The organism is Streptomyces sp. NPDC047042 (genome assembly GCF_040644035.1).
In the GTDB taxonomy this organism is placed as follows: domain Bacteria; phylum Actinomycetota; class Actinomycetes; order Streptomycetales; family Streptomycetaceae; genus Streptomyces.
Map to the genome: position 1 here is coordinate 44,350 of NZ_JBEYVP010000023.1, position 24,939 is coordinate 69,288.

The window sequence follows — 24,939 nt, forward strand, 5'->3', positions numbered from 1 at the left end:
TTGGGGCTGGTCGCGCAGTTCCCCGCGCCCCTGAAGGGGGCCTGCGGCCCCTTCAGAGGTACGTCTGGTCGAAGGTTTTTGTGCTGTTCTGTCCGCCGGTGTCGGTGCCGGGGGCGGTGGCTGTGGGGGGCGGGGTGCTCTTTTGCCTGCGGGGCTTGCGGGCCTTGTGGGTTTCCTCGCCCAGGGCGAGGCTCAGGCCGTCGGTCAGCTCGACGGGGGCGTTGGCCGACAGGGCGCTCCGGCCGCCGCCGCGCCGGCGCAGGATCGCGCCTCCGTTGGGGTTGCGCTGGACGGCGTACGGGCCGTGTGCGCGGCGTTCGATACGGGGGCTGATGTGGGCCTCGGCGACGCCGAACTCGTACCACTGCTTCTGTCCGGACCCGGCCACGTGCTCGCCGGGCAGGAACTCGCCGTGCTCGTCGACCAGCCGCAGCACCAGCCCGCGCGGGTCGCGGCGGGCGCGGCGCAGCCGCAGCAGGGCGAGGACGGCCGCGACGCTCGCGGCGACCAGGACGGCGGCGGCCAGGAACCCCCACCAGTACTTGTCCCAGATGCCGGGCTCGGGCGTCACGTGCACGTTCAGCGGGGCGTGCCCGACGGCGAGGTTGTCGTCGGTGGTGTCGACGACCGTGACATCGCCCGCCAGGGTCAGCCCGTCGTCGGTGAGGCGGTCGCCGAAAGCATCGGCGGGGGCGACCTCGACGGTGACCTCGCGGGTGGTGGACTCGCCCGGTTTCAGGGTGAGTTCGGTGGGGGTGACGGTGAGCAGGCCCGCCTTGTGGTTGCTGACGGACAGCTTCAGGGTGTGCGGGGTGTTCTGGGTGTTGTGGAGGTCGAGGGTGCTCGTGATCCTGGCGCCGGGGTGGACGTCGGCGCGAGTGAACTCCAGGGCGGTGGTGACGGGCGGCTCGCTGTCGGCGATCCTGCCGCCCTCACTGCGGGTGTCGGAGCTCAGCCCGGCGGCGGTCAGTGTCGCGCTCGCCTTCAGCGCCCCGTGGGCGCCCGCCGGGACCTCGGCGGTGCCGGTGAACGTACCGTCGCTCGCCTTCTCGTCCTCGCCCTTGCCGTCGTCGGTGAGGGTGAGCGGGCGCGGGTCGAAACCGTCGCCGGTGAGCTCGCTCCTGACGCGCAGTCCCGCGTAGTCGCGCGGGTCCGTGATCTGGTAGCCCTCGCGGGTCTGGACGCGCATCGTCACAGTGATCCGGTCGCCGGCCTGCGGGGAGGACGGGGTGAGGCTGATGGCGCCGCCCAGTTCGCCCTGCCACAGCACGCTGACGGCGACGGGCAGCGAGCGGTGCCCCTCCGGGGCCTCGGCGCGCACCTTCCACACGCCGGGCAGCGGATCGACGATCTTCAGCGCCTCCACGGTGCCGGTGGAGCCCGCCAGTTCGAAGCTCGACCCGTGGAAGGGGCCGGACGTCGGCACTTTGTTGCCGGCCGGGTCGGTGTAGGTGATCCGTACCTTCGGGTCGCCCTTGTCGACGACGATGCTCCCCACGGTCGCCAGCGGGGAGATGGCGATCTTCAGGGTCGCGGGCGGGCGTTGCGGTTCGGGGCCCTCCACGTGCCGCATGCAGTGGGCGGCGGCGAAGATGCGCTCGAGGTTCGTGGCGACGTCCTTCGCGCCGGAGACCTTGCTGGCCCTCGGCTTGGCGGAGGGGAGTTCGGTACAGCCCTTCTGGTAGCCCCCGGCGGCGATCCGGGCGAGCTGTTTCTCGTCCGGCGCGGGTCCGAAGCCGAGCGGCCAGATCTGCACGCCCTGGGCGGCGGCCTCCTTCAGCGCGAGCGTCAGCTTCCGTTCGCCCTCGGCCGCGCGGTGTGCCTTGTCGCCGTACTTGGGGCTGTCCTCGACCTCCATCTTCCCGTCGGTGAGGAGGAACAGGACCCGGGGCCGTACCGGTTCGCCGCTGTCCAGGCCGGTGGTGAGGTCGTGCACGCCCTGCGTGATCGCGCTCGGGAAGTCTGTGCCCGTGCCCTCGCCGTCCTTGCGTTTGCGCAGTGCGTCTACGCAGCCGGCGATCTTCTTGCGCCCGGCCGCGTCCAGCGTCGTCCGGGAGCAGACGGGGTCCACGACGTGCTGGCCGGGGCCCTCGGCAGCCGCGAAACCGAACACCGTGATCCGGGAGGACGCGGACACGTCACCCAGTGCGATACGTGCGGCGGCGGCCTTCTCGACCGCCATGTCCGCGTCCGCGAGGCTGGCCGACTCGTCCACGGCGACCGCGTAGTCGACCGCGGGGAACGCCGGTTCGGTCTCCGCCACCGGTAGGGCGTCCGAGCCGGAGTACCGACCGGTGGGCGCCGACAGGGATATGAGCACCGCGGTGGCGCCCAGCACGGCGAGCGCGGCGCGGCGCGCCCCGCCCTTTCTTGTCTCTCGTACTCCGTTGACTCGTCCCACTCGTCCCACGGCCGTCCCCTGTTTCCCGTTTTCCGGTGTTCCTGGATCGTCGCTACTCGGCGCGTACGGGTTGCGTGGTGCACGCCGATACGTCGTGATAGGTGAAATTTGGCCGGGCCCCGGCTCGTGCCCCGTCCCGCGCCCTCGTCGTGCCTCAGCGCGCGGTCAGGCTCCAGGCCAGGGCCAGTGCCGCCGAGGGGGCGAGCGAGCCGACGCCCCAGCGGATGGCCCGGTACTTGGCGGAGAGGATCGCGCTGACGTCGACGGCCTGGACGAGCAGCCAGGCCGCTGGATCGCGCCCCGCCTCGGCGACGCGGGCGGCGAGCGTCGCGAGGTCGCGGCGCGCGTCCACCAGATCGCCGAAGTACGTCACCTCGTCCAGGCCTTCCCGGACCGTGCCGGTGCGCGGCATGAGCGCCCCGACCAGCGCGGTCACCGAGACCGCCCAGAGCAGTCCGGCGAGGACCAGCGTCACGTCGGCGGGTCCGTGCCAGCCCGGGGCGCCCTGCCAGCCGATGAGGAAGGCGGGCAGCGCGAGCGTCCCCGACAGCAGCACCGCCGCCTTGGAGTCGGCCCGCCCGAGATCCTCCCGAACGGTACTGAGCAGCCTCTCGGCAACCCGCTCACTCACCCGCTCCCCAGAACGGCCGGCCCCGTGCCGACCCCCGTACGACCCGGGCCCGACCGCCCCTGGGGTTCCCCCACCGCAACCGGCCGCCCCGGCCGCCCGGGTCTCCCCGGTCGCCCCGGCTCCGCCGGTGCTGCCGGCCGTCCCGGTTGCCCGGGTTTCCCCGGTCCCGCCGGTGCTGCCGGCCCCGCCGACGGCTCCGGTTGCCCGGGCGTCCCAGGTGGCCCCGGTTCCGCCGGTGCTGCCGGTCGTCCCGGTTGCCCGGGTTTCCCCGGTCCCCCCGGCCCCGCCGGTCCTGCCAGGGGATCGGGGCGCCCCGATCCCCCCGGTCCCGCCGGTGGCCCCCGGCGTCCGGGTTTCCCCGGTTCCGCCGGTTGTCCCGGTCCTGCCGGAGGCTCCGGTTGCGCCGCTCGCGTCGGCCCTGTCGGCTCCGTCCTGAGCCCGGGTTCCGCCGGTTTCGGGCTGCGTGCCAGCGCTGCCGGGCCCGTTCTGGGCGCCGGTTTCGCGCTGCGTGCCGGTGCTGTCGGGCCCGTTCTGGGCGCCGGTCGTGTCGGTTCCCCCGTCCCCGGTCATCGGTGTGTCGCCTCCCCGGGGTCGTCGTCGGTTGCCCAGTCCCAGCCGTCGTCGTGGGGGCGTCTGCGGTGTGGGGGTTCCGGGGTGGAGTCCTGGGGGTCTGCCGGGGGGACGTACGGGTCCTGGTGTCGGACGCGGGCGGGTGGGTCGTCGGAGACCCAGTCCGGGGTGAACGGTTGTGCGTCGGACGGTTCCAGCTCCCGGGTGGGGCGGCGGGCCGGCGTGGTGCCGATGGAGCCGGTGACCCCGCCCAGGCGGCCCCGGTTGAGGAGGTTGAGGGCCTGGGTCTCCACGTCGTTGGACTGGATCTGACCGCTCTCCACCATGTCGAACAGCCGGTCGACGCGCTCCTTCTCGTCCTGCCGGCCCTCCTGGCGGATCTTCTCCAGGAAGTCCTTGGCCTCGGCCGGCTCGGCGGCCAGCATGTAGCTGAGCTGCTCCAGCTCCCCGCCCTGCAGCATGGCCCTGAACCGCCCCTGGTGCACCTTGGTCACCTCGGCCGAGGCATGCGCGTCCCGGATGCCGTTCATGTGCTCGATCGCCCGGTCGTCGACGCGCAGTCGGACGTACAGCCGTACGTTCAGGCCGAGTTCGGCGCCCAGCGTGCTCCAGCGTCCGCCCGCGCACTCGCGGGTGATGGCCCGGTTGGCCTGCTCCGCCTCGTGCACCCGGTACGTCGAGGTGACCTCGTGCAGCCGTTCCAGGATCGGCGCGGTGAGCCGCTTCGCGATGTCCGTCACGACCTGCACGGCCGCCAGATGCGGATCGTCCACCGTCCAGTGGATGTCCACCTCGGCCTTGAAGAAACTCGTGCCGCCCGCCGCCGGCAACTCCATCTCCAGCGGCGTCTGATAGGTGCCGAGAGCGATCTCGCACACCGTGTGCGGCCGGGCCAGCGCCCGCTTGTCGACATGCCGGGTACCGGTCACGGTGACGACGCTGTGGCCGCCGTTCCGATAGAACAGCACCAGCGCCTTCTGGGCGCTGACCTGCGGTTGGACCCCGTTCGGCGCGTACTCCGTCAGGAACGGACCCGCCGGCCCGGCGGCGTCCCGCGCCTCGTCGTTGTCAGCCATGACTTCTCTCCTCCTGGCCGCTCCGCGACGTCCGCTGGTTGACGGCGAGCCACCACAGGGAGCGCGCACGGGCGTCGGGGAACGGGTCGTCCGGGTCGTTCATCATTCGGCGCAGCAGCCAGTCCAGCCGCCGCCGGTCGGTCTCCTCGGCGGCCAGCGCCGGCAGCAGCGCCGCCAGCCCCGGCCGCGTCCACTCGGTGCCGTCCTTGCGTACGGCGGTGCGCAGCATCCTCTCCAGCGCGTCCATGGCCACGTCCTTCGAGCGGGCCGTGTTCAGCGCGGTCCACAGCAGGTCGGCGATGGGCATGGCCAGTTCGGGCCGGGTGTCGGCCAGGGCGAGCGCCAGGGGCCAGTCGCCGCGCTCACCGAGCGAGGACGCCGGCTCGTCGATGAGCAGCTTGTCGACCCGGGTCTCGGCCAGCCAGATCGCCGCCGCGAGCCCGAGCGTCTGGTGCGGCTCGCGCTTGTGCTGGGTCCAGTCGGCCATCCGCCGCAGCACCTGCGGCGCCTGCGCGCGGTCCGGCAGCGCCAGCAGCCGTACGACGTTGAACGCGGCGGCGGCCAGCAGCGACTGGTCCCCGCCGTCGCGGACCCCGATCCGGCCCAGGGCGTCCAGGGCGTCGCCCGTGTTGTCCGCGCAGTTGCCGTAGCCCAGCGCGGCGGCCGCCGTCGAGCGCAGGGTCCAGGTCGGGGACCGGCTCCAGTCCTCGACCAGTTTCCGTACGGCCTTGCGGTGCGAGGCGTGACCGGCCGCCTGGTCCATCATCGTGGCCGCGAACAGCCTGCGGTGGGCGGTGCCCTCGGCGAGCGGCCGGACCAGCTCGGCGAACCCGTGGTCGAAGTCCCGTACGCACAGCTCCCCGGCGGCGACCGCCGCGCGCACCCACACCTGGGGGCGCTGATCGTCGGCCAGCATGCGCAGCCACCGTACGACCGGCGCGCGCACCGGGAAGTGCCGCTCCCACACCTCGGCCAGCACCGCCGAGGGCAGGGCACCGCCCCGGTACCAGATCAGCCGGGCCGGCGCTCCGGCCCCGGCCACCTCGACCTCGCCGACGACGCTCTCGGCGCGGGAGAGGGCCAGGTCGGCCTCCGGGTCGTCGCAGAACAGGGGGCGGGCCGGGGCGTTGTCCGGGTCGCACTGAACGGACAGTTCCCAGGTCAGCAGGTGTGCGGCGGAGGACACCGCGCTGTGCGAGGCCCCGCCGAGAACGGCCAGCGCGATCCGGAACGCCACCGGGTGGAACAGCGCGGCGGTGTTCGTCCGTTCGACGCCCCCCTCCCCGTCCCGCGCACTCTTGCGGGGCGGTGCGGCGAGCGCGCGGTCCACGCCGGCGAACCACTCGTGGGCCTGGTCGGCGGCGAGACTGCGGCAGCCGGTGAGCAGTTGCCGCTGCGACAGGTCGCCGAGCAGCCGGCCGGCCAGCAGGGAGGCGAGCAGTTCGGCCTCGGCGGGCCGCAGATCCTTCAGCCCGACCGCCTCCACGACGTCCTCGCGCCGCGCCAACTCCTCACCACGGACGAGCAGTTCCTCGACGGAGTCCTGCTCTTCCCCCCGTTCCTCCACTCGCTCCTCGAGCCGTTCCCGCAGCCGGGTCATGAGGAGTTCCTGGGTGGGCGCGGGCGGGCAGAGCATGCCGTAGCGCCCGGCGAGCAGCGGGCCGGCCGCCGAGCCGACGGTGACGACGAGCACCGCGAACGAATCGCACCGGGCGAGGGCGGTGGCCAGTTCGTCGAGGTCCATCTCCTCCGGCACCAGCGCGCCGGGCCGGGTGAGGGACAGCTCCAGCAGGTACCCGGTACCGCGCGGGAACTCGTCGCCGGCGCCCAACTGGTCCACGAACTGCCGTATTCCGCCGTCCGGTTGGACCCGGCGCACCGGCGAACCGGCGGGGTCGCCGTCGGTGTCGCGGGGCGCGTCGGCGGTGACCTCGTCGAGCAGGGAGAGCGCCGTACTCGTCCGGCCGGTGCCGGGGGCGGCGCCGAGCACCAGCAGCCGGCGGGAGCGCAGCGCCTTGCGCAGCCGTACGTATCCGTCGGGGACCACCTGGACGCGGCGCAGCCTGCGCAGTTCCTCGGCGGGGACGGGCCCGCTGCGCAGACGCGGTCGGGCGTCCGCGCCGAGGATGATGTCGCCGAAGTGGGCGCTGCTGATGATCGAGCGGTCGACGCTGGTCAGATCCCGTCCGGACTCGAACAGCATCCGGGTGGCGCGGCGCGTACGGGAGGCGGCGGCGAGGTCGGTGGGGCCGTCCTCGCCCTGCTCCTCGGCGAAGGGGGCGCGGGTGAACTCCTTGAACCGCTCGGCGGCAAGAGCCCGCTCGTTCTCCTTCTCCCTCTCCTTTTCCTTCTCTTTCTCCTTGTCCTTGTCCTCCTGCTTGCCTTCCTCCGCGCCCTTCTCCTCGGCGCCCTCCCGGTCGTTCGGCTTGCCCCCCTCGGGCCGGTCCCGTTCGGGGGTGCTGTCGGGGGTCTCGGGGGCGTCGTCCGACTGCTGGTCGTCGCTCATGCGCCGCCGCCCTTCCGGCCGATGTGCACGGACCGCTGGTAGGTGTTGTCGCGGTGCACCGAGATGTCGCCCTGGGCGGAGAAACTCGTACGGGAGTCGTCGGCGGGGAGGTCGGCGGGCGCCTGTGCACGGGGGGCGGGAGCGTCGGTCGTCGGCACCGCTGCGGCGACCGGGCTCGCGGGGGCGGGCCGGCCGGGCAGGTGGAACCAGGCGGTGGTCTCGCCCTCCTTGAGGGTCGGCCGGCCCAAGACATAGCGCTCGGGCTCGATGAACTTGCCGCCGCCGCGCACCACGTCCTCGTACAGGGAGCCCGAGACCACCAGGACGAGGTCGGCGCCCTCGGCGTCGAGCAGCTGCCGGGCCATCGCGGAGTCGGCGAGCCGGCAGGCCAGGTCGACGGCACGCCCGCTGATCCCGCGCGCGTCGTGCCGTACGGGTCCGACGTGCATCCCGATACGGAGCCCCAGCGGCACCCGCAGCGAACGGTTCTCGTCACGCAGGTTCTCGTGCAGCTCGACCATCCACAGCCCGAGCAGCCGGGTCACCGGAACGCGCGCGGACACCGACAGCAGGACACCGTCCCCGCGGTCCTCCATGTGTACGGCGTCCCGCGCCACCTTGGCGTGCGTGAACGCCGTCTCGACGACCCGGTAGATACGTCCGCGCATCCGGGGCTTGTCGATGTCGTCGTACTCCCCGGAACGCCGGGCGTCGACGCTGATCACCAGCTCGTAGTGCGCCTCGGTGAGATCCATGGCGTCGCGGTCCACCCCGTGCCCCCTTGTTCTGGTGCGTTCGATCGTCGTGCGGTGTCGTTCGGTGTCTTTCGAGCGTCGTTCGGTTCACGTTCGGTTCTTGCGGTCGTCTCCTCAGGGTCGGCCTCGGGAGGGAGGCCGTCTGTAGCCGTTTACACATGACGGGCCGGAGGTTCTACGTCTGTTGTCCCTCCGCGTCCGTATGGCCGTCGGCGAGGAGGGCGAGCAGGTCGGGGTCGAGGATCTCCACGACGCGGTTGCCGGTCCGCACGATCCGCTGGGTGCGCAGCAGCCGCAGGCTCTTGGCGACGGCCTCCCGGGTCGCTCCTATGCTGGCGGCGAGTTCGTCCTGGGCCAGCTGCACGACCGACGAACTGGAGGAGGCGGTACGGGCGTACGGGCCACGGGGTGCGCCGCCCGACCCGGACAGCTCGGTGAGCCGGCCGGCCAGACGCTGCAGCACGGTGAGGGAGGCGAGCGCGGACCGCTCCTGGTCGGCGCTGCGAAGACGGAAGGTGAGCTGCCGGATCACCAGCCCGCTCACCCTGGGATGCTCGGCGAGGAACCTGCGGAACGCGTCCCCCGAGATGACCTGGGCCTGCGTCGGCCCCAGCGCCCGTACGGTGGCGCTGCGCGGATGGGGGTCCAACGCGGCCATCTCGCCGAGGAGTTCACCGGGTCCGCGCAGCCCGAGTATCAGCCGGGTGGCTCCCCGGTCGGTCGCGACGGAGACGGTCACCCAGCCCTTGACGACGATCAGGACATGGCTGGTCCTGTCGCCCTCGGTGAGGAGATGGGCGTCGGCGGCGAAGTGCCGGGGGTTGCCGAGGGCCATGACGCCCTCGCGCTCCTGCGCGGTCAGTGCCTGCGCGAACGCCAGCTCGTTGCCTAGCAGTCCCATGGCACGCCCCCCGCCGCGTTCCGGACCCCTGGTCTTGCGATGGCGTTGATGGTGACAGAGCGAAGCTTTGGGCTGAACGGTTTACGCCATATCAGGTGTACCGCCCGGTAATTTCATGTATGGGCACGTAAGGCGCCCTCCTCCTCCCGCTCCCCCGCCCGCGCCTCCTTTCCAGCGGCCTGCCGCCCCGACCCCCCGAACCAGACAGACCCCACTGGACCCTCAGGTCAGCCCCGTCACTCGAACTACCGTCCGTAACAAGGCAGGGGACGGGCCGGTCGCGAGGCACTTGGCGAAAAATCGGGTTTCCGGGCCGGAAGTCGTGATGAGGGTGTGGTGATGCGGGGTGGCTGCGGGGGTGGCGCGGTGAGGGTCAGCGGTGGGGGTGAGGGCGCGGCCCGTCCCTGCGAAAAGGGACGGCCCGGCAGTCCGTCGTCGCGGACTGCCGGGCCGGGGAGGGTGCGAAGGTCAACGGCGGTTACACGACGGCCTTGTAGCCCTGCCAGCCCGTCGCGATTTTCGTAACGCCGCCGAAGACGCCCCTCCCGTTGCCGTTTGCGCGCCACAGGTTGCCGGCCGTGTCCCGGGACACGAGGTCCGCGCGGCCGTCACCGGTGAAGTCGCCGACGCCGACGACCACGTTGTAGGAGGCACCCCAGTTGGCGGCGATCCTCACGCGCGCCTTGAACGCACCGGTGCCGGTCCCGTCGAGCCGCCACAGCACGTTGGACCTGTCCTGGGCGACGAGATCGCCACGGCCGTCGCCGTTGAGGTCTCCGGCGCCGACGATCTTCTTGTAGCCGGTCCAGCGGGCACCGACCTTCACCCGGGCGGACAGCTTGCCGTTGCTGGTGCCCTTGAAGAGGTAGACGTCCCCGGTCGAGGCCTGGCGGGCGACCAGATCGGGCCGACGGTCGCCGTCTACGTCACCGGGCGAGGTCAGCACGTCGTACTGGTTCCAGCCGGTGGCGCCGAGGGAGGTGTACGGCGTCGAGGGCGTCGCCGCCTTGCCGCAGGCCGGGCGGTACGCACGCAGGGCGCCGCTGCTCAGCCGGACCAGGACGTCGTTGCAGCGGTCGCCGCTCAGATCGCCGTACGGCACGAACTTGGCGGTGGTCGGCCATCCGCCGCCGGTGACCTTCGCACCCAGGGTGCCGGTGCCGGTGCCGCGCTGGACGGTGAGCGTGCCGTTCGAGGAGAGGGTGAGGAGGTCGCCGACGCCGTCGCCGCCCGCGTAGTCGCGTGGGGCCGCGGAGCCGCCCGTCACCTTGGTGGTGCCGGAGAGGGTGAGGGCGGCGCCCTGACCGTCGGCGGGCTTCGCGGTGAGCGTCCAGGTGTAGGTGCCGTTGGTGACGAGCCGCCCCGCGGTGTCCTTGCCGTCCCAGGCCGCCTTGAGCAGCCCCTGCGCGGAGGAACCGGCCAGGGTGCGGACGGTGGCGCCCGACGCCTTGTTCCGGAGGGTGACCTGCCAGCCTGCGGCGGGCTTGGACAACCACCAAGTGCCGGACCAGCTGGCCGAGTTGGAGGTGACGGTCGAGTCGATGGCGGTCAGCGCGGAGGCGGGAACGCCGGTCGGCACGATGTGGACGCGCTGCTCGTCGTCGGCGTAGGCGACGGGGCCGCCGAAGCGGTCTACGGTCCAGCTGGTGCGAGCCCCGGTGTTGTCCCGGCCGAGGTCGGTCCAGTCGGCGAGCTTGCGGCTCGGCAGGTCGACGTAGGACCCGCCGGCCGGCAGTCCGCCGTGCAGGTCGAAGAGAGTCAGGCCGCTGCTCGACGCGGTGCCGGTGACACGCTGGACCAGGTAGCCGTCGCCGAGGAGGACCTGGCCGGACGGGGCGGTGACGGCGCGCCGGGCCGTACGGTCGTAGATGCCCGCGCCCTTGAGGCTCCCGTTGTCCACGCAGGCCCAGTACACCCAGCGGCCCACGGCCTGCAGGTCTGACGGGGTGCAGCCGTTGGTGGTGGTGAAGGACTCCACGGCGGTGCCGGCGGGCAGCCGGGTCGCCGTGACCTTGCCTCCGGTGGCGGCGCCGCTCCACAAGGTGTTGCCCCAGACGGCGGCGCCGACCTTTTCGCGCTTCTGGAGGACCTTCCCGGCGGCCCCGGCGGGGAACTCGCCGATGTACTGGTTCGAGGAGGACGCCCCGTCGACGATCGCGTACCGGCCGGAGAGGTCCGCGAGCTGCGGGGTGTCCTCGCCCGTGTCGAGGGTCGGGCCCCAGTTGGTGGCGCCGTTGGCGTACAGCATGGTCAGGCCCGACTCGGTGGCGTCCTCGCGGCCGTGCAGACCGGTGCCGTCGGCGAACATCGGGATGCAGCGGGGCGTGGCGGGGTTGGTGCAGAAGCCGTCCCGCCCGCTGACCAGCCCGTCGACGGTGGCCCTGGTGACGGTCGGGGCGGTGCCCGGGGCGGGCGTGGTGAGCCAGGAGCTGCGGTAGGCGCCGATGATCGTGCCCGGCTCGTAGAGCGTGCTGTTGTCGGCCCTGGTGAGGATGCCGCCGCCGAGGGAGAGACCGTGGATCTGCGCGGGATACGACTCGACGGCGGTCAGCCGGGTGCGGGTGACGGTGCCGTCGGCGGCCTGGGAGACGCGGTACACGCCCCAGTCGAGGTCACCGCGCTCGACGTACTGTGCGGCGCCCGCCACGAGGACGGAGCCGTCAGGTGCCTGGACGAGCTGATGGGCTGCCGGGTTCATGACCTCGGTCATGTCCGTGTTCGCGTCCGGGTCCGTGGGGTCCTTCGTGAGGGCCCACAGCGGCTGGCCCCGGTACAGGTTGTTGCCCGGCCACACCGGCTCCACGCCGAGCAGGGTGTCGCCGACGACGCCGTACTCGGCCTCGTAGCTGAGGGAAGCCGTGTCGAGGGTGCGGGGCGGCGCGGTCAGGTCGCCGCGGTCGTACACGTCCGTCTTGCCTCGTGAGGAGCGCAGTCGCAGCACCGAGTCGGCGCCGAGCCGGAATCCGGACACTTCCCAGCCCTCGTCGGAGGAGTCCACCCGGTCCGGCAGCGCGCCGAGTTCGCCGGTGGCGAGGTCGACGAGGCCCCAGTGGCCGCGGCTCTCCGAGCTGTCGCCCGTGGCGTAGTGCAGGATGACGGACCGTGCGTCGCCGTCCTCGACGACGAGGTTGCCCGCGCCGTCCGGCAGCCCGGTCACCGGTGTCTCGGTGACTCCGCCGCCGTCCTGGACACGCCACAAGTGGTAGGCGTCCGGGTTTCCGTTGACGCCGCTGGTGCTGGTGAGAACAGTGCTACCGAAGGTGCCCTGGTAGGTGTGGCCCTCGGGAACCGGCACCACGACGGCTCCCCCCGAGGTGCCGTCGCCCTTGAGCAGGGTGACCTGACCGTCCTCCTCCGAGTACAGGGCGACGGTGTCGGAACCGTCCCCGTACCAGCCCGGGTGGAACGAGGCGGCCTCCTTGAAGTAGCCGCTGTCGATGTCGTACTGGAGCGGCAAGGGGAGCCGCTGTTCCAACGCGGTGGTCGCGCCGGTGGCGTATGACGTCCACAGCAGCCGGTCGTCGCCCTCCTGCGTCCAAAGGAAGCCGCTGGCACCGGCGTTGAGGATCTGGGTGGCCTTGGGGACGGCCCGCGCGGCGGCGGGCAGGACGAGTTCTGCGGCCGCGGCGACGGCCGTGGGCGTCGAGGGCGCCGCCGACGCCGGCACGGCGCCCAGCGGGAGGCCGAGGCTCACGGCCACGGCCACGGCGGCGGTGGTGGTACGTACAGGTCTGTGTCGACGTCGGCCGGGTCGGGCCACCGTTCCTCCAGGAAGCAGAGGCATGGTGGGACGGGCGTACGTACGTTCAGCGCCCCGACTTCTCGCTCGGCCCCCCGGCCGTGCCCCCCATGCGCGCGTGTGACCGAGCGTAACACCGTACCCAGGGCTGCCTGTTGGTGCTTTTTCGTGAATCTCTGATCCGACTCTGATGAACCCCCCAGGAAACCCTGTGCCGTCTTCTGATCGCGCGTTGATCCCCTGAATCCGTCCCGCCTGTGGAATGGGCGCAGTCGGTGGAACTCACCCCACCGCATCAGCTCTCCGGAAGGAAAAGGGCAATGGCTTTCACACCTCGCGCTCTCGTCTCCAGGAAGGGTCTGCCCCGTACCGCCGGGGCGGTCGCCGCTCTCGCTGTCGGGGCCACGCTGCTGGCGTCCCCCGCGGCCAACGCCGCCGACAACCCCACCACCAAGGAGCTGCTGAACACCTGCGGTGTCAGCACCAGCCTCTGCGTGTTCCACCCGCAGAGCTTCCAGGAGTACACCGGCCCGAGCCACCACCTCGGTCCGACCGTGTACAACTGCGCGACCAACGCGAACACCCTCACAGTCGGCGGTGAGGAGACGGTCGGATCCTCCGACTCCGTCGGCCTCACGATCACCGCCTCCGCCGGGTTCGCGAAGGTCTTCGAGGTCGGACTGTCGACCAGCTACAACCGCACGTGGGAACGCAGCCACATGGACAAGGTCGAGTTCGGCACGAGCGTGCCCGCCGGCTACAAGGGCTGGGTCGAGCGGGGCACCCCGAAGCGGAAGGCCACCGGCTGGTACGAGATCCAGTACAAGAACCGTCACTGGGGCCACTTCGACTGGTACGTCTACAACTACACCGAGTCGGGCTGGGACGTCGGCAAGTCGAACGGCGGTTACGCGAACTTCAAGGACGCGCCGATGACCCAGCAGGAACGCAACGAGCACTGCCACCGCTGAGCGGCGCGCCCGAGGTAATTCCCCCCTTCAAGTCCCCTCACGCCCCCTCACGCCCCCCACGGGTTTCCCCGAATTCTCCAGCAGAAATGGTGGCAGTTCCATGAATGGAATCAAGCGCAAGGTCACGATGGCCGTTTTGGCCGGGGCCACTGCGGTCGGTGCTCTGGTGATGCCCGCGACATCGGCTTCGGCCGACGGCGGCAAATTCCTTCAGCTGAAGGTCTGCAGCGGGTCGACCGAGACGGTCAAGTTCTTCTTCGTCGGTGAGAACCAGCACGGCGACTGGGTCGGCTCCCGCTTCTGGGAGATCCCGCCGAAGGGCTGCACCACGGCCGAGGGCTACTGGTGGACGGCCGGCCGCTCGGTCGAGTTCCACCACCGCAAGCCCAGCACCGGGTGGCGCTGGGAGCCCCGCGTCGTCTCCTCGAACGGCCAGCACAACGGCGGCACCTACCAGCTCTGGATCGGCTAGAAACGGTACGAACCACAGCAAGGACAGGTAAAAGGGGTCCGCCGGCCGCGCATCGCACGCGGCCGGCGGACCCCTTTTTGTTTCGTTCGCTCACATGCCCATCGGGTCCGCGTGCACGATGTACCCCGCGCCGCGCACCGTACGGATCAGCGACTGGCCCGAGTCGCCCAGCTTGCGCCGCAGGTAGTAGACGTACGTCTCGACGACGCCCGACTCGCCCTGGAAGCCGTAGTTCCAGACCGTGTCCAGAATGTGGGCCTTCGAGATGACCTGCCCGGCGTTCTCCAGCAGCAGTTTCAGCAGCGCGAACTCGGTCGCCGACAGCTGTACGGCGGTGCCGTGCCGCCACACCTCGTGGGTGCCCTCGTCCAGCTCGACCCCGGCCGCGCGCAGTCGGCGCGACGACGCGGGCGCCGGCCGGACCGCACCCCGGGCGCGTCGGACCAGGGCCCGGATGCGGGCGCTGACCTCGGTGAGGTCGAAGGGCTTGGTGACGTAGTCGTCGCCGCCGACGGCCAGGGCGTGGCACTTGTCCTCGACGGCCGTACGGGCGCTGAGGAAGATCACCGGCGTGTCGATCCCGGCGGCGCGGAGCCGTCCGCAGACCTCGGTGCCGTCCAGGTCGGGAACGACCAGGTCGAGCAGTACCGCGTCGGGCTGCCGCTGACGTACCTCGTGGATCACCTCGGTGCCCATGGGCACCAGGTGTGCGTCGAAACCGAGGAAGCGCAGCGCCATGGCCAGCATGTCGGAGGTGCTGGACGCGTCCTCGACCACAAGGACGGAAGGGTGCTCGGGGACCGAAAAGTCTGGGTTCATTCCGGAACGCTTTCTGTGGGGCGGTCGTTCGCGAGGTCTTCAAGCGGTTCGTTTTTGAAGGCCTGCACCCAGGCTGACCAGCGGATCGTTGTCCAACGAGTCCCGCCGATCACTTTGGACAACCTCTTCCGGCCTCTCCCGGCGTTGACAAGCGTCCTCGCGTCCCTTCATCATCATTCCACTAATCAAGTAGTGGAATGGTGGTGGTGATCGTGGAGTACCGCATCGACAGGCGGAGCGGGGTCCCCGCCTTCCAGCAGATCGTGCAGCAGACCAAACAGGCCCTGCGGCTGGGCGTCCTGGTGCCGGGGGACCGGCTGCCCACCGCCAAGGAGGTCGCCGAGACCAGCACGGTCAACCCGAACACCACCCTCAAGGCGTACCGCGAGCTGGAGCGCGAGGGCCTGGTCGAACCACGACCCGGCCAGGGCACCTTCGTACGCCGCACGCTGGGCCGCCCCGAGACGGGCACCGACTCACCGCTGTACGGGGAGCTGGTGGCGTGGATGTCCAAGGCGGCCGGGGCCGGCCTGGAGCAGGAGGACGTGGCCGCGCTGGTCACGTCGGCGATGGAGAAGCAGTACGCGGCCGGGAACACGGCGGCCACGCGGTCCACGGGGGCCACGACAACTAGGAGCACAGGTGAGTGACGGTATGTACGCGGGGGAGCCGGCGCTTGAGGCGTACGGACTGGGGATGCGCTACCGGCGGGGCTGGGCGCTGCGGGACTGCTCCTTCCGGCTCCCGGCGGGACGGATCTGCGGGCTCGTCGGACCCAACGGCGCGGGCAAGACCACGCTGCTGAGCATCGCCGCCCATGTCCTGGAGCCGACGCAGGGCTCGATCAGCCTGTTCGGCGAGGCGCCGGGCTCGGCCGAGTCTGGCCGGCGCACCGCGTTCCTCGCCCAGGAGAAGCCCCTGTTCCGCCGCTTCACCGTGGCGGAGACCCTGCGGCTGGGCCGGGAGCTGAACCCCGGCTGGGACCAGCGCGCCGCCGAGGACATCGTCCGCGCCGGCAACGTGCCGTTCGACGCGAAGATCAGCACCCTCTCCGGCGGTCAGCGCACCCGCGTCTCCATCGCCCTCGCCTTCGGCAAGCGGCCCGACCTGCTGCTGCTCGACGAGCCGATGTCGGACCTGGACCCGGTCGTACGGCACGAGATCATGGGCGTCCTCCTCGCCGAGGCCGCCGAACACGGCACCACCGTGCTGATGTCCACCCATGTCCTCGCCGAGCTCGAGAACGTGTGCGACTACCTCGTCGTCGTCTCCGGCGGCGGAGTGCGCCTCGCCGGTGACGTGGACGAGCTGATGTCCGTGCACACCGTGGTCACCGGGGCCAAGGAGGGCGAGGGCATGCCCGCCGCCCTCGGCCACCACACCCTCGTCGAGTCCCGGACCAGCGGACGGCAGTTCACCGCGCTCATCCGCCCCGAGGGCCCGGTCACCGGCCCCTGGGAGACGGACGCGCCGAACATGGAGGAACTCCTGCTCGCCTATCTCCGCTCACCCGACGCACCACCGCTGATCACCCCGACCGCGCAGGTCCACGGCGAGGGTCTCGGCACCGGGGCGGTGGCGGCATGAGCACCTACACGAGTTCCTCGAACGCGACCGGCGGCACGGCCGGCAGCAAGACCGGCGGCACGGCCGGCAGCACGGCCGGCACCTCGAACGGCACCAAGACCGACGGCAAGAACGGGACCATGAACGCGACCATGAACGCGACCAGCATGGACGCCACCACCCGGCGCCCCCGCCTCAGCGGGATGACCTGGCTGGTCTGGCGCCAGCACCGGGCCGCGTTCTGGACCATCCTCGCCGCCGCCGCGCTCTCGATCGCCTGGATGGTCTACCAGCGCGGTCAGATGACGGACTATCTCGACGGCCACGGCTATCCCGCCAAGCCCCTCAGTGACGGGTTCCAGCAGTACATCGACGCGTTCAGCTCTGTCGCCATGGGTCTCGGATCGATACCCATCCTGCTCGGCGTCTTCCTCGGCGCGCCGCTGCTCGCGGGCGACCTGGAGAGCGGTACGGCCAAGCTGGTCGCGGCCCAGTCCGTGAGCCGGACCCGTTGGCTCGCCACGAAGCTGGGGCTGACCGGGCTGGTCGTCGTGGTGATCACGGTCGCGCTGTCGGCGGTGTTCAACTGGTGGTGGAGCCCCGTCAAGGGCGAGCCCACGGTCATGGACTGGACGTCCACCGAGGGCTTCAACAACACGGGCCCGGTGCCCGTCGCCCTCACCCTTCTCTCCGTGTTCGGCGGGGTGGCGATCGGTGTGGTGCTGCGCCGCACGCTGATGGCCATGGTGGTGACCTTCGGTTTCGTCGTCATCGTTGAGCTCGTCTGGAACGAGTTCGTGCTGTCGCTCGGCAATGTCATCACGCTCACGACGAACAAGGGCGTCATGGCGGAGAACTCGTACCCGTCGCTGCCCGGCAACGCGTACGAGCTCGACTCGTCGTACATCACCAGCACCGGTGACCTTCTCGGCTGGAGCACGTGTTCGGATCAGGCGTCGGATCAGGCGCGGGAGCTGTGCCTGAAGAAGGCGGATGTCGTGGGGTGGTCGGTGGATTATCTGCCGATGTCGCAGATGAACGGGATGCAGTGGTTCGGGGCGTCCATTCTGTTCGCCCTGACGGCCGGTGTGGTGGCGTTCCTTTTCTTCTGGGGTCGTAAGCGGCTTGTTTGAGTAGTTGTTGGTTCGGCTGCGGGGCGGTGGGGGCTGGTCGCGCCCACGCGGCGGAGCCGCACATCGATACAGCCCCGCGCCCCTTCATTCCGAGAAAGGCATGTCTTGAATCACCCGAGAAGACGAGCAGGCGAGGCTACGGCTCTCGCCCTTCTCACCGCCGGCGCTCTCACCGCCGCCCTGCTCGGTGCCCCGGGGTCCCAGGCCGCGCCGACCGACAGCGGTACGGCCGGCGGCGGTGCCGGCAAGGCCAGGACCGTCACCCTCGTCACCGGGGACCGGGTCACCCTGGACGCCGCCGGGCAGGTCACCGGAGTGCGGGCCGCCAAGGGCCGGGAGGGCGTCACCTTCCGAATAGCGCGGAACGCCGACCGCACCTACGTCGTGCCCCGCGACGCCGAGCGCCTCCTCGCGAACGGCACCGCCGACCGACGGCTGTTCGACGTGACGCAGCTGCTCGAGTGGGGGTACGACGACGCATCCCGCCCCGACCTGCCGCTGATCGTGACGTACGCCAAGGGCCGTGCCCTCGCGCCGAGTTCGCTCTCCGCCACCGGTGCCCGGGTGAGCCGGGACCTCCCCAGCGTCAACGGGGACGCGCTGAAGGCCCGTAAGTCGGAGGGCACCGAGCTGTGGGAGACGCTTACCGGCAGCGGAGGGTCGGCGGGGGCGAGGTCGGCCGCCGCGGACCGGGTCGAGAAGATCTGGCTGGACGGGAAGGTCGAGGCGGCCCTCGACAGGAGTGCCGCGCAGATCGGCGCCCCGCAGGCCTGGGCGGCCGGATATGACGGCAAGGGCGTCAAGGTCGCCGTGCTGGACACCGGGGTCGATGGCACGCACCCGGATCTGAGGGGCCGCATCGACGCGGCGAAGAACTTCTCCGAGGCGGCGGACACCGTCGACCGGGTGGGTCACGGTACGCATGTGGCGTCGACGGTCGCGGGGTCCGGCGCGCACTCCGGGGGCGCGTACAGGGGGGTCGCGCCGGGCGCCCGGCTGATCAGCGGCAAGGTGCTCGACGACGGCGGCTCCGGCGAGGAGTCCGGCATCATCGCCGGTGCGCAGTGGGCCGTCGACCAGGGCGCCAAGGTCATCAACCTGAGCCTGGGCGGCCCCGACAGCCCCGGTGACGATCCCGTCGAACAGGCGGTGAACGAGCTGTCCGCCTCCTCGGGCGCCCTCTTCGTGGTCGCGGCCGGCAACGACGGCCCCGCCGCCGGCACCGTCGGATCGCCGGGAAGTGCCGCCGCCGCGCTCACCGTGGGCGCGGTGGACCGTACCGACGCGATGGCCGAGTTCTCCAGCCGGGGCCCGACAGCGGACGGTTCCCTCAAGCCGGACCTCACCGCACCCGGCGTCGACATCGTCGCCGCGAAGGCCGCCGAGGGCACGGAGGGCGACCCGGCCGCCGACGGCTACGTCTCCATGAGCGGTACGTCGATGGCGACCCCGCATGTCGCGGGCGCCGCCGCGATCCTCGCCCAGCGCCATCCCGACTGGACGGGCGAGCGCATCAAGGCCGCGCTCACCGCCTCCGCCAAGCCCACCGCCGGAGTCTCGGCGTTCGCACAGGGCACGGGCCGTACGGACATCGTCCGCGCCCTCGACCAGCGGCTCACCACCACCCCGGCCACAATCGGCTTCCCCACCCAGCAGTGGCCGCACACCGACGATCAGCCGGCCACCAGGACTGTCACCTACCGCAATGACGGTGACCGCCCCCTCACCCTCGACCTGACCACCGAGGCCTACGGCGAGGACGGCAAGCCCGCCGCCGAGGGCATGTTCGAGGTCTCGCCGAAGCAGCTCACCGTCCCGGCGGGCGGCACGGCGACCGCCCAGATCACCGGCGACAGCAGCGCGGGCACGGCCGACGGTTCGTTCGGCGGCGCGCTCGTCGCGACGGACGGGGCCGGCACCACCGTACGGACCGGCATCGGCGTACACCGCGAGGTCGAGTCGTACGACCTGACGGTCAAGCACCTCGACCTCAGCGGCAAGCCCGCCACTCGTTCCGAGACGGGTGTGCAGGGCCTGGACAACAACATCTGGCAGGACTACTCCGACGACACGGACGGCGAGTTCACCGTCCGGCTGCCCAGGGGCCGTTACAGCCTCGAAGGCCGGATCGACACGGGCGGAGACCCCGACGCCGGGGAACTGGCCCTCCTCCTCAACCCGAAGTTCTCGCTCACCCGTGACACCACCCTCGTCATGGACGCCCGCGAGGCCAAGCCGGTCCGGATCACCGTGCCGGACAGCGCTGCCCGGCACACCGACGCCACACTCAACTTCGGCATCGACATCGGTACCACCCGCAGCGTCGCCACGTACGAGATGGGCACCTTCCGTGACCTGCGCGTCGGCCAGTTGGGCGGCCGGGTCCCGGCGAGTGAGGCGTTCGCGCAGTACAACGGCACCTGGACGCACGGCACCACGCACTACCGGCCGGTCTGGAACCGTACCGGCGATCTGTCCGGCCCCACCGCGAACCTGAAGCGCGCCCAGTTCGCCAAGGTCACGATCGCCGCCGGTACGCCCGTCAAGGGCAAGACGGCGTCGCTCGTCGCCGCGCCGATCGCTCCGGGCGACGGCTTCTGGCTCGACTTCACCCCTGACACACGCACCCTGCCGGGAACCTTCACCGACTACGTCCTGCCGGGTGTGAGGTGGCGGTACTCGATCTCGCAGTACGGCGGCAAGGACGCGGACGGCGAACCGGTGTGGGACGCCTCGCAGTGGACCGCCGAGCCCCGCGCGTACAGCGCGAACAAGCAGTACACGGAGCGCTTCAACACCGGCGTCTTCGGCCCGCATCTCACGGGCCCCCTGACGAACGGCAGGGACCGTCCCGGCGCGGTCCGTTTCGGCGACACCTTCCTCGCCTACCTCCCCCTGTTCTCCGACGGCGCCGGCCATGTGGGCGACTCCCGCTACAGCAAGGCCAGGAGCACCCTGTACGCGGGTGGCGAGAAGGTGTTCGCCGAGAACACGGACCTGGACGGCGTCTCGTACGAACTCCCCGCCGACAGGCGGACGTTCCGCCTCACCACGGACGTCTCCCGCCCCACCACGCTGTCCCCGGTCTCCAACCGGATCACCGCCGAGTGGACCTTCACCTCCGGGCACGTCACCGGTGTCGGCCAGCGACTGCCGCTGTCGGTCGTCCGCTTCACGCCCCGGCTGACCGCGGCGAGCACGGCCAAGGCGGGTACGCGTTTCTCGGTGCCGTTCACGGTCGAGGGCGCCGCCACCGCGCGCACCGTCCGCAAGCCGGCCTTCTCCGTCTCGTACGACGACGGCCGGACCTGGCACCCGGCGAAGGCGGTCGGCGGCAAGCGCCTCGACCTGCGCCACCCCGGCAGGGCGGGCTACGTCTCCCTGCGCGTCACCCTCACGGACGCGTCCGGCAACACCCTGAAGCAGACCATCCACCGGGCCTACCGCACCACGTAGAACCACAGGAGCACAGAGACAAAGGTGGGGCCCGCCGTGACCGGCGGGCCCCACCTTTGTCTACTTTTCTTACGGCTCGACGGTCAGGATCGTCGAGCCGGCCGTGTCGGTGCCGTCGCCGTATTCGACGAGGCCGACGTAGGCGGTGCCGGGCGTGAGGCCGTGCCAGGAGACGGTGGCCCTGACGATGTCGCCCTGGGTCACCTTCCGCTTGGCCGGGGTGGCCGTGGCCTGGCGGTCGGGCTTGGTGTTCGGGCCGATCAGCCAGGTGTGCAGGGTGTACGGCTGGCCGGTGACGCCCTCGGGCAGGGCGAACTGGTTGACGTACACCGTGTAGGTGCCGGGGCCGAGGTCGGCCTGCTCGTCGTTGCCGTCGTCGGGGTTCGAGAGCAGGTTGCGGTCCTTGTCGTACACCCACAGGTCGACGTCACTGCCGGGCAGGAAGTCGGCGGAGCGGAGTGCGACGCGGGCGAGGGCGGTGCCCTCGGGGACGGTGATCTCCGTCTTGATGCTCGCGGGCGTCAACTGTGCGGGCGGCGGGCCGAAGTCGGGGGCCGTGCCGGTCAGGGTGCCCGTCTTCGTGGTGCCCGCGTAGAGGCCGTTCACCTTGGTGGTGAAGGTGCCCTTCCAGCCGGCCTGCGGCGAGAGGACGACCGAGCCGGTCGCGTTCTCGCCGGTGACCGTGGGCGGTGCGGTGAGCTGCTTGGCGCGCAGGGCGACGGCGCTGCGGACCCGGTGGCCGTCCTTGTCGCTGAGGGTGACCGAGCCGTAGACCCAGTCGCCGTACGCGGCGTCGGTGCGGGTGAAGGTCACCTTGTACGTCGCCGATCCGCCCGCCGGGACGACCAGCCGCTTCGGCGTGACCTCGGCCTTGTAGCCGTGCGGGGTCTGGAGCTTGGCGGTGTAGACGCCGGTGGTGGCGGTGACGTTGGTGACCGTGCGGGTCACCGTCTGCCTGCCGGTCAGGTCGCCGACCGAGATGTTCGGGGTGTTGAGGTCGCTCGGGTCGATCTTCCGGGCGGTGGCGCAGACGTCGCTGCCGTCGGCGGTCACCGGCTGGTCGCCGAGGGCGCACATGTACGACGTCCAGTCGGCGGAGTTGGAGTCGTAGACCAGGCCGGGGTTGTCGGCGGTGTTCGGTACGACGTGTCCGGAGCCGTAGTCGAGCGGGGTCGCCGGACCGTCGGAGCCGGCGCGCCGGATGGCCTCACCAGCGTCGTCCTTGGTGGTCGCGGTGGTCATCAGGGCCGACTTGATCTCCATGGGGGACCAGTCGGGGTGCGACTGCCGCAGCAGCAGGGCGAGTCCTGCCACATGCGGGGAGGACATGGACGTACCGGACATGAGGCCCTGTTCGCCCTTGAACGCGCCCTCTCCGCCGCCCGGGGTGGTACCGGCGACGATGTTCAGGCCGGGCGCCGTGATGTCGGGCTTGAGCTGGTCGCCGCCGCTGGTGAGGTCGGGGCCGCCGGAGGAGAACCCGGTGACCTCGGGGGCCTCCTGGTGCACGCCCTTCGCCGCGCCGAGGTCGGCGGTGACGCCGGACGCGCTGTCGGCGTACGCCTTGACGGCCAGGCCGCTCGCGTTGTCCAGGTGGACGGTCGGCACGGAGTGGCCGTCGGCGTCGGTCTCGTCGGTCGTGTTGGCGTTGTACAGCACCATTCCGGCGCCGCCAGCCGCCTTGACCTGGGCACTCTTGTCGACGCGGGCGTTGTCGCCGCGCTTGCACAGCACGATCGCGCCCTTGACCTCGGCCGGGTCGAGGCTGTCCGGCTTGCAGAGTTCGGCGTCGGCGGGGTCGGCGCCCGCCAGGGCGGCCTTCGCCGCGTCGACGAGCGGCGCCGAGGGGACGGCCGAGCCGCTGGTGCCGGTGCCGGTGTAGGACGTGCCGTCGCCGAGGGTGATGGTGGCGCGGTAGTCGAGGTCGTGGCTGGAGGCGGCCGTGGTGGTCACCCACGGGACGTTGTTGGAGACGGTGCCGGGCCCGGAGTTGCCGGCCGAGGTCGAGACGAAGACGCCCGCCTTGGCGGCGTTGAACATCGCCGTGTACTCGGGGATGTTGGTGCGTTCGCCGTTGCCGCCGCCGATGGAGTAGTTGATGACGTCGACGCCGTCGGCCACGGCCTTGTCGTAGGCGGCGACGATGTCCACCGACCAGCAGCCGTCGTGCCAGCACGCCTTGTACGCCGCGATACGGGCGGCCGGGGCGAGCCCGGATATCCGGCCGGAGATACCGGTGTCGGGCACGGAGGCGGGAACGTCGATGTTGCCGGCGGCGGTGGTCGCGGTGTGGGTGCCGTGGGCGTCGGAGTCCCTCGGGGACGCCCAGTCGCTGTCGATGGGGTCGGCCAGGCCCTTGTTGAAGTACTGGGCGCCGATCACCTTGTTGTTGCAGGTGACCTGGTGCGCCTGGTCGGCGCCGGGGTCACAGCTGCCCTTCCACTTCTTCTTGATGGCGTCGGCGTCGGGCAGCGGCTCCGGGAGGGCGGCCAGGGAGGGGTTGTCGGGGTCGATCCCGGTGTCGATGACACCGATGATGAGACCCCGGCCCGCGTTCGCCGGTCCGCCGGGCACCTTGGAGTAGAGCCCGCCGGGGTCCTTCAGGCCGAGGAACTTGGCGGTGTCCGGGACGGGAAGGGTGCCGGTGGCGGAGGTACCGGAGGATGCCGTGGTCGTACCGGTCGTACCGGTCGTGGCGGCCGAGTCGGTGGTGCCCGTGGCGTCCGTGGGGTCCGTGGTGTCCGTCGTGGCGTCCACCTGGCGCGCCTCGTTGCGGGCCAGCGAGACGACGCCCGGGGTGCGGGCCAGCGCGTTCGCCTGACGAGCCGTCAACTTCGCGGCGAACCCGTTGAGTACGTAGTGGTAGTTGTACAGCGGCTTGACGCCCGGCACCTCGTCCAGCACCTTCTCGCGTTCCCGCTTCAGGTGGTCGACGTAGTCGCGTACGGCGTCGGTCCGCGTGTTCAGCCTCTTGCCGGGCGCGGGCGCGGTCTTCGCGTAGGTGGCGACGGGCGCGTCGGCCATCTGCACGAGATACGTGCCGGCGCTGAACGTCCGCGTCTGCCCGGTGCTTTCGACTGGTGAGGCCTGCGCGGCCTGCGCGGCCTGCGCGAGTGGGCTGTAGGTGAGGAGCATTCCTCCGGCGAGTGCCGGGGCGAGCAAAGAGGTTGCTCGGCGGCCGACGGTACGGCGTCGGCCGGGGTGGTGCTGGGACAAGGTGGTGCCTTTCCCGAACGGAGTGGTCAGGTCCCCGAGATCAAGGTCATCCTGTGCCCCTGGCGGCGCTGTGAGAAAGCTGGAATGTTTGAAACCTCAGTAACTACACAGGTTCTTCACGGAGTTCGCCGACTACTTTCCGGTAGCGACTGTCGGTGACTGTTCGGGACTGTCGTGTCCGCCGCATTCCGTCGCGGAAAAACCTGCTGGTAACTTTCCCTTGACAAAGTTGAGTTACGTTCAAAACCGCAGGTTACACGTTCAACTAGCATGCGGGCGGCGGGAGTTGGTGTCGCTGTGGATGTCATGCAATGCCCCGATAATGACCCGGTGGCGTATGGCGGATTCGCGTCACCATTGCCACCGAAGTGCCTTAACTCTCAACAACTCGCAGTCGCTTGAGCAAAGCTGTGGGCATGAGACCAACAATCCGGACCGCCGTCGCGGCGGCCGGTCTGCTGACCGTGCTCGCCGCCGCCGGCCCCGTACCCCTCGCCTACGCCACGGGCAGCTCGACCGGCACCGTCCTGAAGGTCACGGACCCGGCCGCCGGTACGTACGAGGTCGAGGTGCGGGTTCTTACCGGATTCATGACGGCTGAGGGCCTCGGAGCCGACGGTTGTGACAGCGAGCGAGGTTATTGTTCGACCGGCTAGTTGACCTTGGTCTGTTGCGCCGTCGTCTGCTGCGCCGTCGTCTGTTTCACCGTTGTCTGCTCACCGCTCCA

At 71.1% G+C, this 24,939-nt stretch carries 16 protein-coding genes; 7 read left to right on the forward strand and 9 right to left on the reverse strand.

Annotated elements, in window-relative coordinates:
• Positions 1–52: 52 nt before the first annotated feature.
• From ABZ855_RS26415 to ABZ855_RS26445, 7 genes are all read right to left on the reverse strand, one after another.
• On the reverse strand, positions 53–2,410 hold the full coding sequence (locus tag ABZ855_RS26415; RefSeq protein WP_360810842.1) for a VWA domain-containing protein: 2,358 nt from the start codon (positions 2,408–2,410) through the stop codon (positions 53–55).
• Positions 2,411–2,555: 145 nt separating this feature from the next.
• Entirely contained in the window at positions 2,556–3,032 is a 477-nt protein-coding gene (locus tag ABZ855_RS26420) for a Pycsar system effector family protein (protein ID WP_360810844.1), read from the reverse strand.
• A 566-nt stretch (positions 3,033–3,598) separates the two neighbouring features.
• Complete coding sequence (locus ABZ855_RS26425; protein WP_360810846.1) at positions 3,599–4,678, reverse strand: hypothetical protein; 1,080 nt, start codon at positions 4,676–4,678, stop codon at positions 3,599–3,601.
• Entirely contained in the window at positions 4,671–7,184 is a 2,514-nt protein-coding gene (locus tag ABZ855_RS26430; RefSeq protein ID WP_360810848.1) for a hypothetical protein, read from the reverse strand. The genes ABZ855_RS26425 and ABZ855_RS26430 overlap by 8 nt, the downstream gene beginning before the upstream one ends.
• The gene (locus ABZ855_RS26435; protein ID WP_360810850.1) at positions 7,181–7,954 is read right to left on the reverse strand and encodes a hypothetical protein; all 774 of its coding nucleotides are present in this window, start codon (positions 7,952–7,954) and stop codon (positions 7,181–7,183) included. The genes ABZ855_RS26430 and ABZ855_RS26435 overlap by 4 nt, the downstream gene beginning before the upstream one ends.
• A gap of 160 nt (positions 7,955–8,114) precedes the next feature.
• Positions 8,115–8,840: a Crp/Fnr family transcriptional regulator gene (locus ABZ855_RS26440; RefSeq protein WP_360810852.1), complete on the reverse strand. Its 726-nt coding sequence runs from the start codon at positions 8,838–8,840 to the stop codon at positions 8,115–8,117.
• Positions 8,841–9,318: 478 nt separating this feature from the next.
• On the reverse strand, positions 9,319–12,546 hold the full coding sequence (locus ABZ855_RS26445) for an FG-GAP-like repeat-containing protein (protein ID WP_360810854.1): 3,228 nt from the start codon (positions 12,544–12,546) through the stop codon (positions 9,319–9,321).
• Between the two features lie 353 nt (positions 12,547–12,899).
• On the opposite strand from ABZ855_RS26445, the gene ABZ855_RS26450 reads away from it, so the two are divergent.
• Both ABZ855_RS26450 and ABZ855_RS26455 read left to right on the forward strand, forming a co-directional pair.
• On the forward strand, positions 12,900–13,550 hold the full coding sequence (locus tag ABZ855_RS26450; RefSeq protein WP_360810856.1) for a hypothetical protein: 651 nt from the start codon (positions 12,900–12,902) through the stop codon (positions 13,548–13,550).
• A gap of 100 nt (positions 13,551–13,650) precedes the next feature.
• Entirely contained in the window at positions 13,651–14,022 is a 372-nt protein-coding gene (locus ABZ855_RS26455) for a hypothetical protein (RefSeq protein ID WP_360810858.1), read from the forward strand.
• A 90-nt stretch (positions 14,023–14,112) separates the two neighbouring features.
• Here ABZ855_RS26455 and ABZ855_RS26460 read toward each other — a convergent pair whose 3' ends face one another.
• Positions 14,113–14,841, reverse strand: a complete 729-nt coding sequence (locus ABZ855_RS26460; RefSeq protein ID WP_360810860.1) for a response regulator transcription factor — start codon at positions 14,839–14,841, stop codon at positions 14,113–14,115.
• 197 nt (positions 14,842–15,038) lie between these two features.
• On the opposite strand from ABZ855_RS26460, the gene ABZ855_RS26465 reads away from it, so the two are divergent.
• The 4 genes from ABZ855_RS26465 to ABZ855_RS26480 all read left to right on the forward strand — a co-directional run bounded on the left by ABZ855_RS26465 (position 15,039) and on the right by ABZ855_RS26480 (position 20,996).
• Positions 15,039–15,491, forward strand: a complete 453-nt coding sequence (locus ABZ855_RS26465; RefSeq protein ID WP_360810862.1) for a GntR family transcriptional regulator — start codon at positions 15,039–15,041, stop codon at positions 15,489–15,491.
• A 4-nt stretch (positions 15,492–15,495) separates the two neighbouring features.
• Entirely contained in the window at positions 15,496–16,428 is a 933-nt protein-coding gene (locus ABZ855_RS26470) for an ABC transporter ATP-binding protein (RefSeq protein WP_360811054.1), read from the forward strand.
• Positions 16,425–17,540 (forward strand): ABC transporter, encoded by a 1,116-nt coding sequence (locus tag ABZ855_RS26475; RefSeq protein ID WP_360810864.1) that lies wholly within the window; start codon positions 16,425–16,427, stop codon positions 17,538–17,540. The genes ABZ855_RS26470 and ABZ855_RS26475 overlap by 4 nt, the downstream gene beginning before the upstream one ends.
• Positions 17,541–17,645: 105 nt before the next feature.
• Positions 17,646–20,996, forward strand: coding sequence for a S8 family peptidase (locus ABZ855_RS26480; RefSeq protein WP_360810866.1), 3,351 nt, complete (start codon positions 17,646–17,648; stop codon positions 20,994–20,996).
• A gap of 69 nt (positions 20,997–21,065) precedes the next feature.
• Here the strand turns inward: ABZ855_RS26480 and ABZ855_RS26485 are convergent, their stop codons facing one another.
• The gene (locus ABZ855_RS26485; protein WP_360810868.1) at positions 21,066–24,212 is read right to left on the reverse strand and encodes a S8 family peptidase; all 3,147 of its coding nucleotides are present in this window, start codon (positions 24,210–24,212) and stop codon (positions 21,066–21,068) included.
• 416 nt (positions 24,213–24,628) lie between these two features.
• Between ABZ855_RS26485 and ABZ855_RS26490 the strand changes: the two genes are divergently transcribed.
• The gene (locus ABZ855_RS26490) at positions 24,629–24,868 is read left to right on the forward strand and encodes a hypothetical protein (RefSeq protein WP_360810870.1); all 240 of its coding nucleotides are present in this window, start codon (positions 24,629–24,631) and stop codon (positions 24,866–24,868) included.
• Positions 24,869–24,939: the final 71 nt, after the last annotated feature.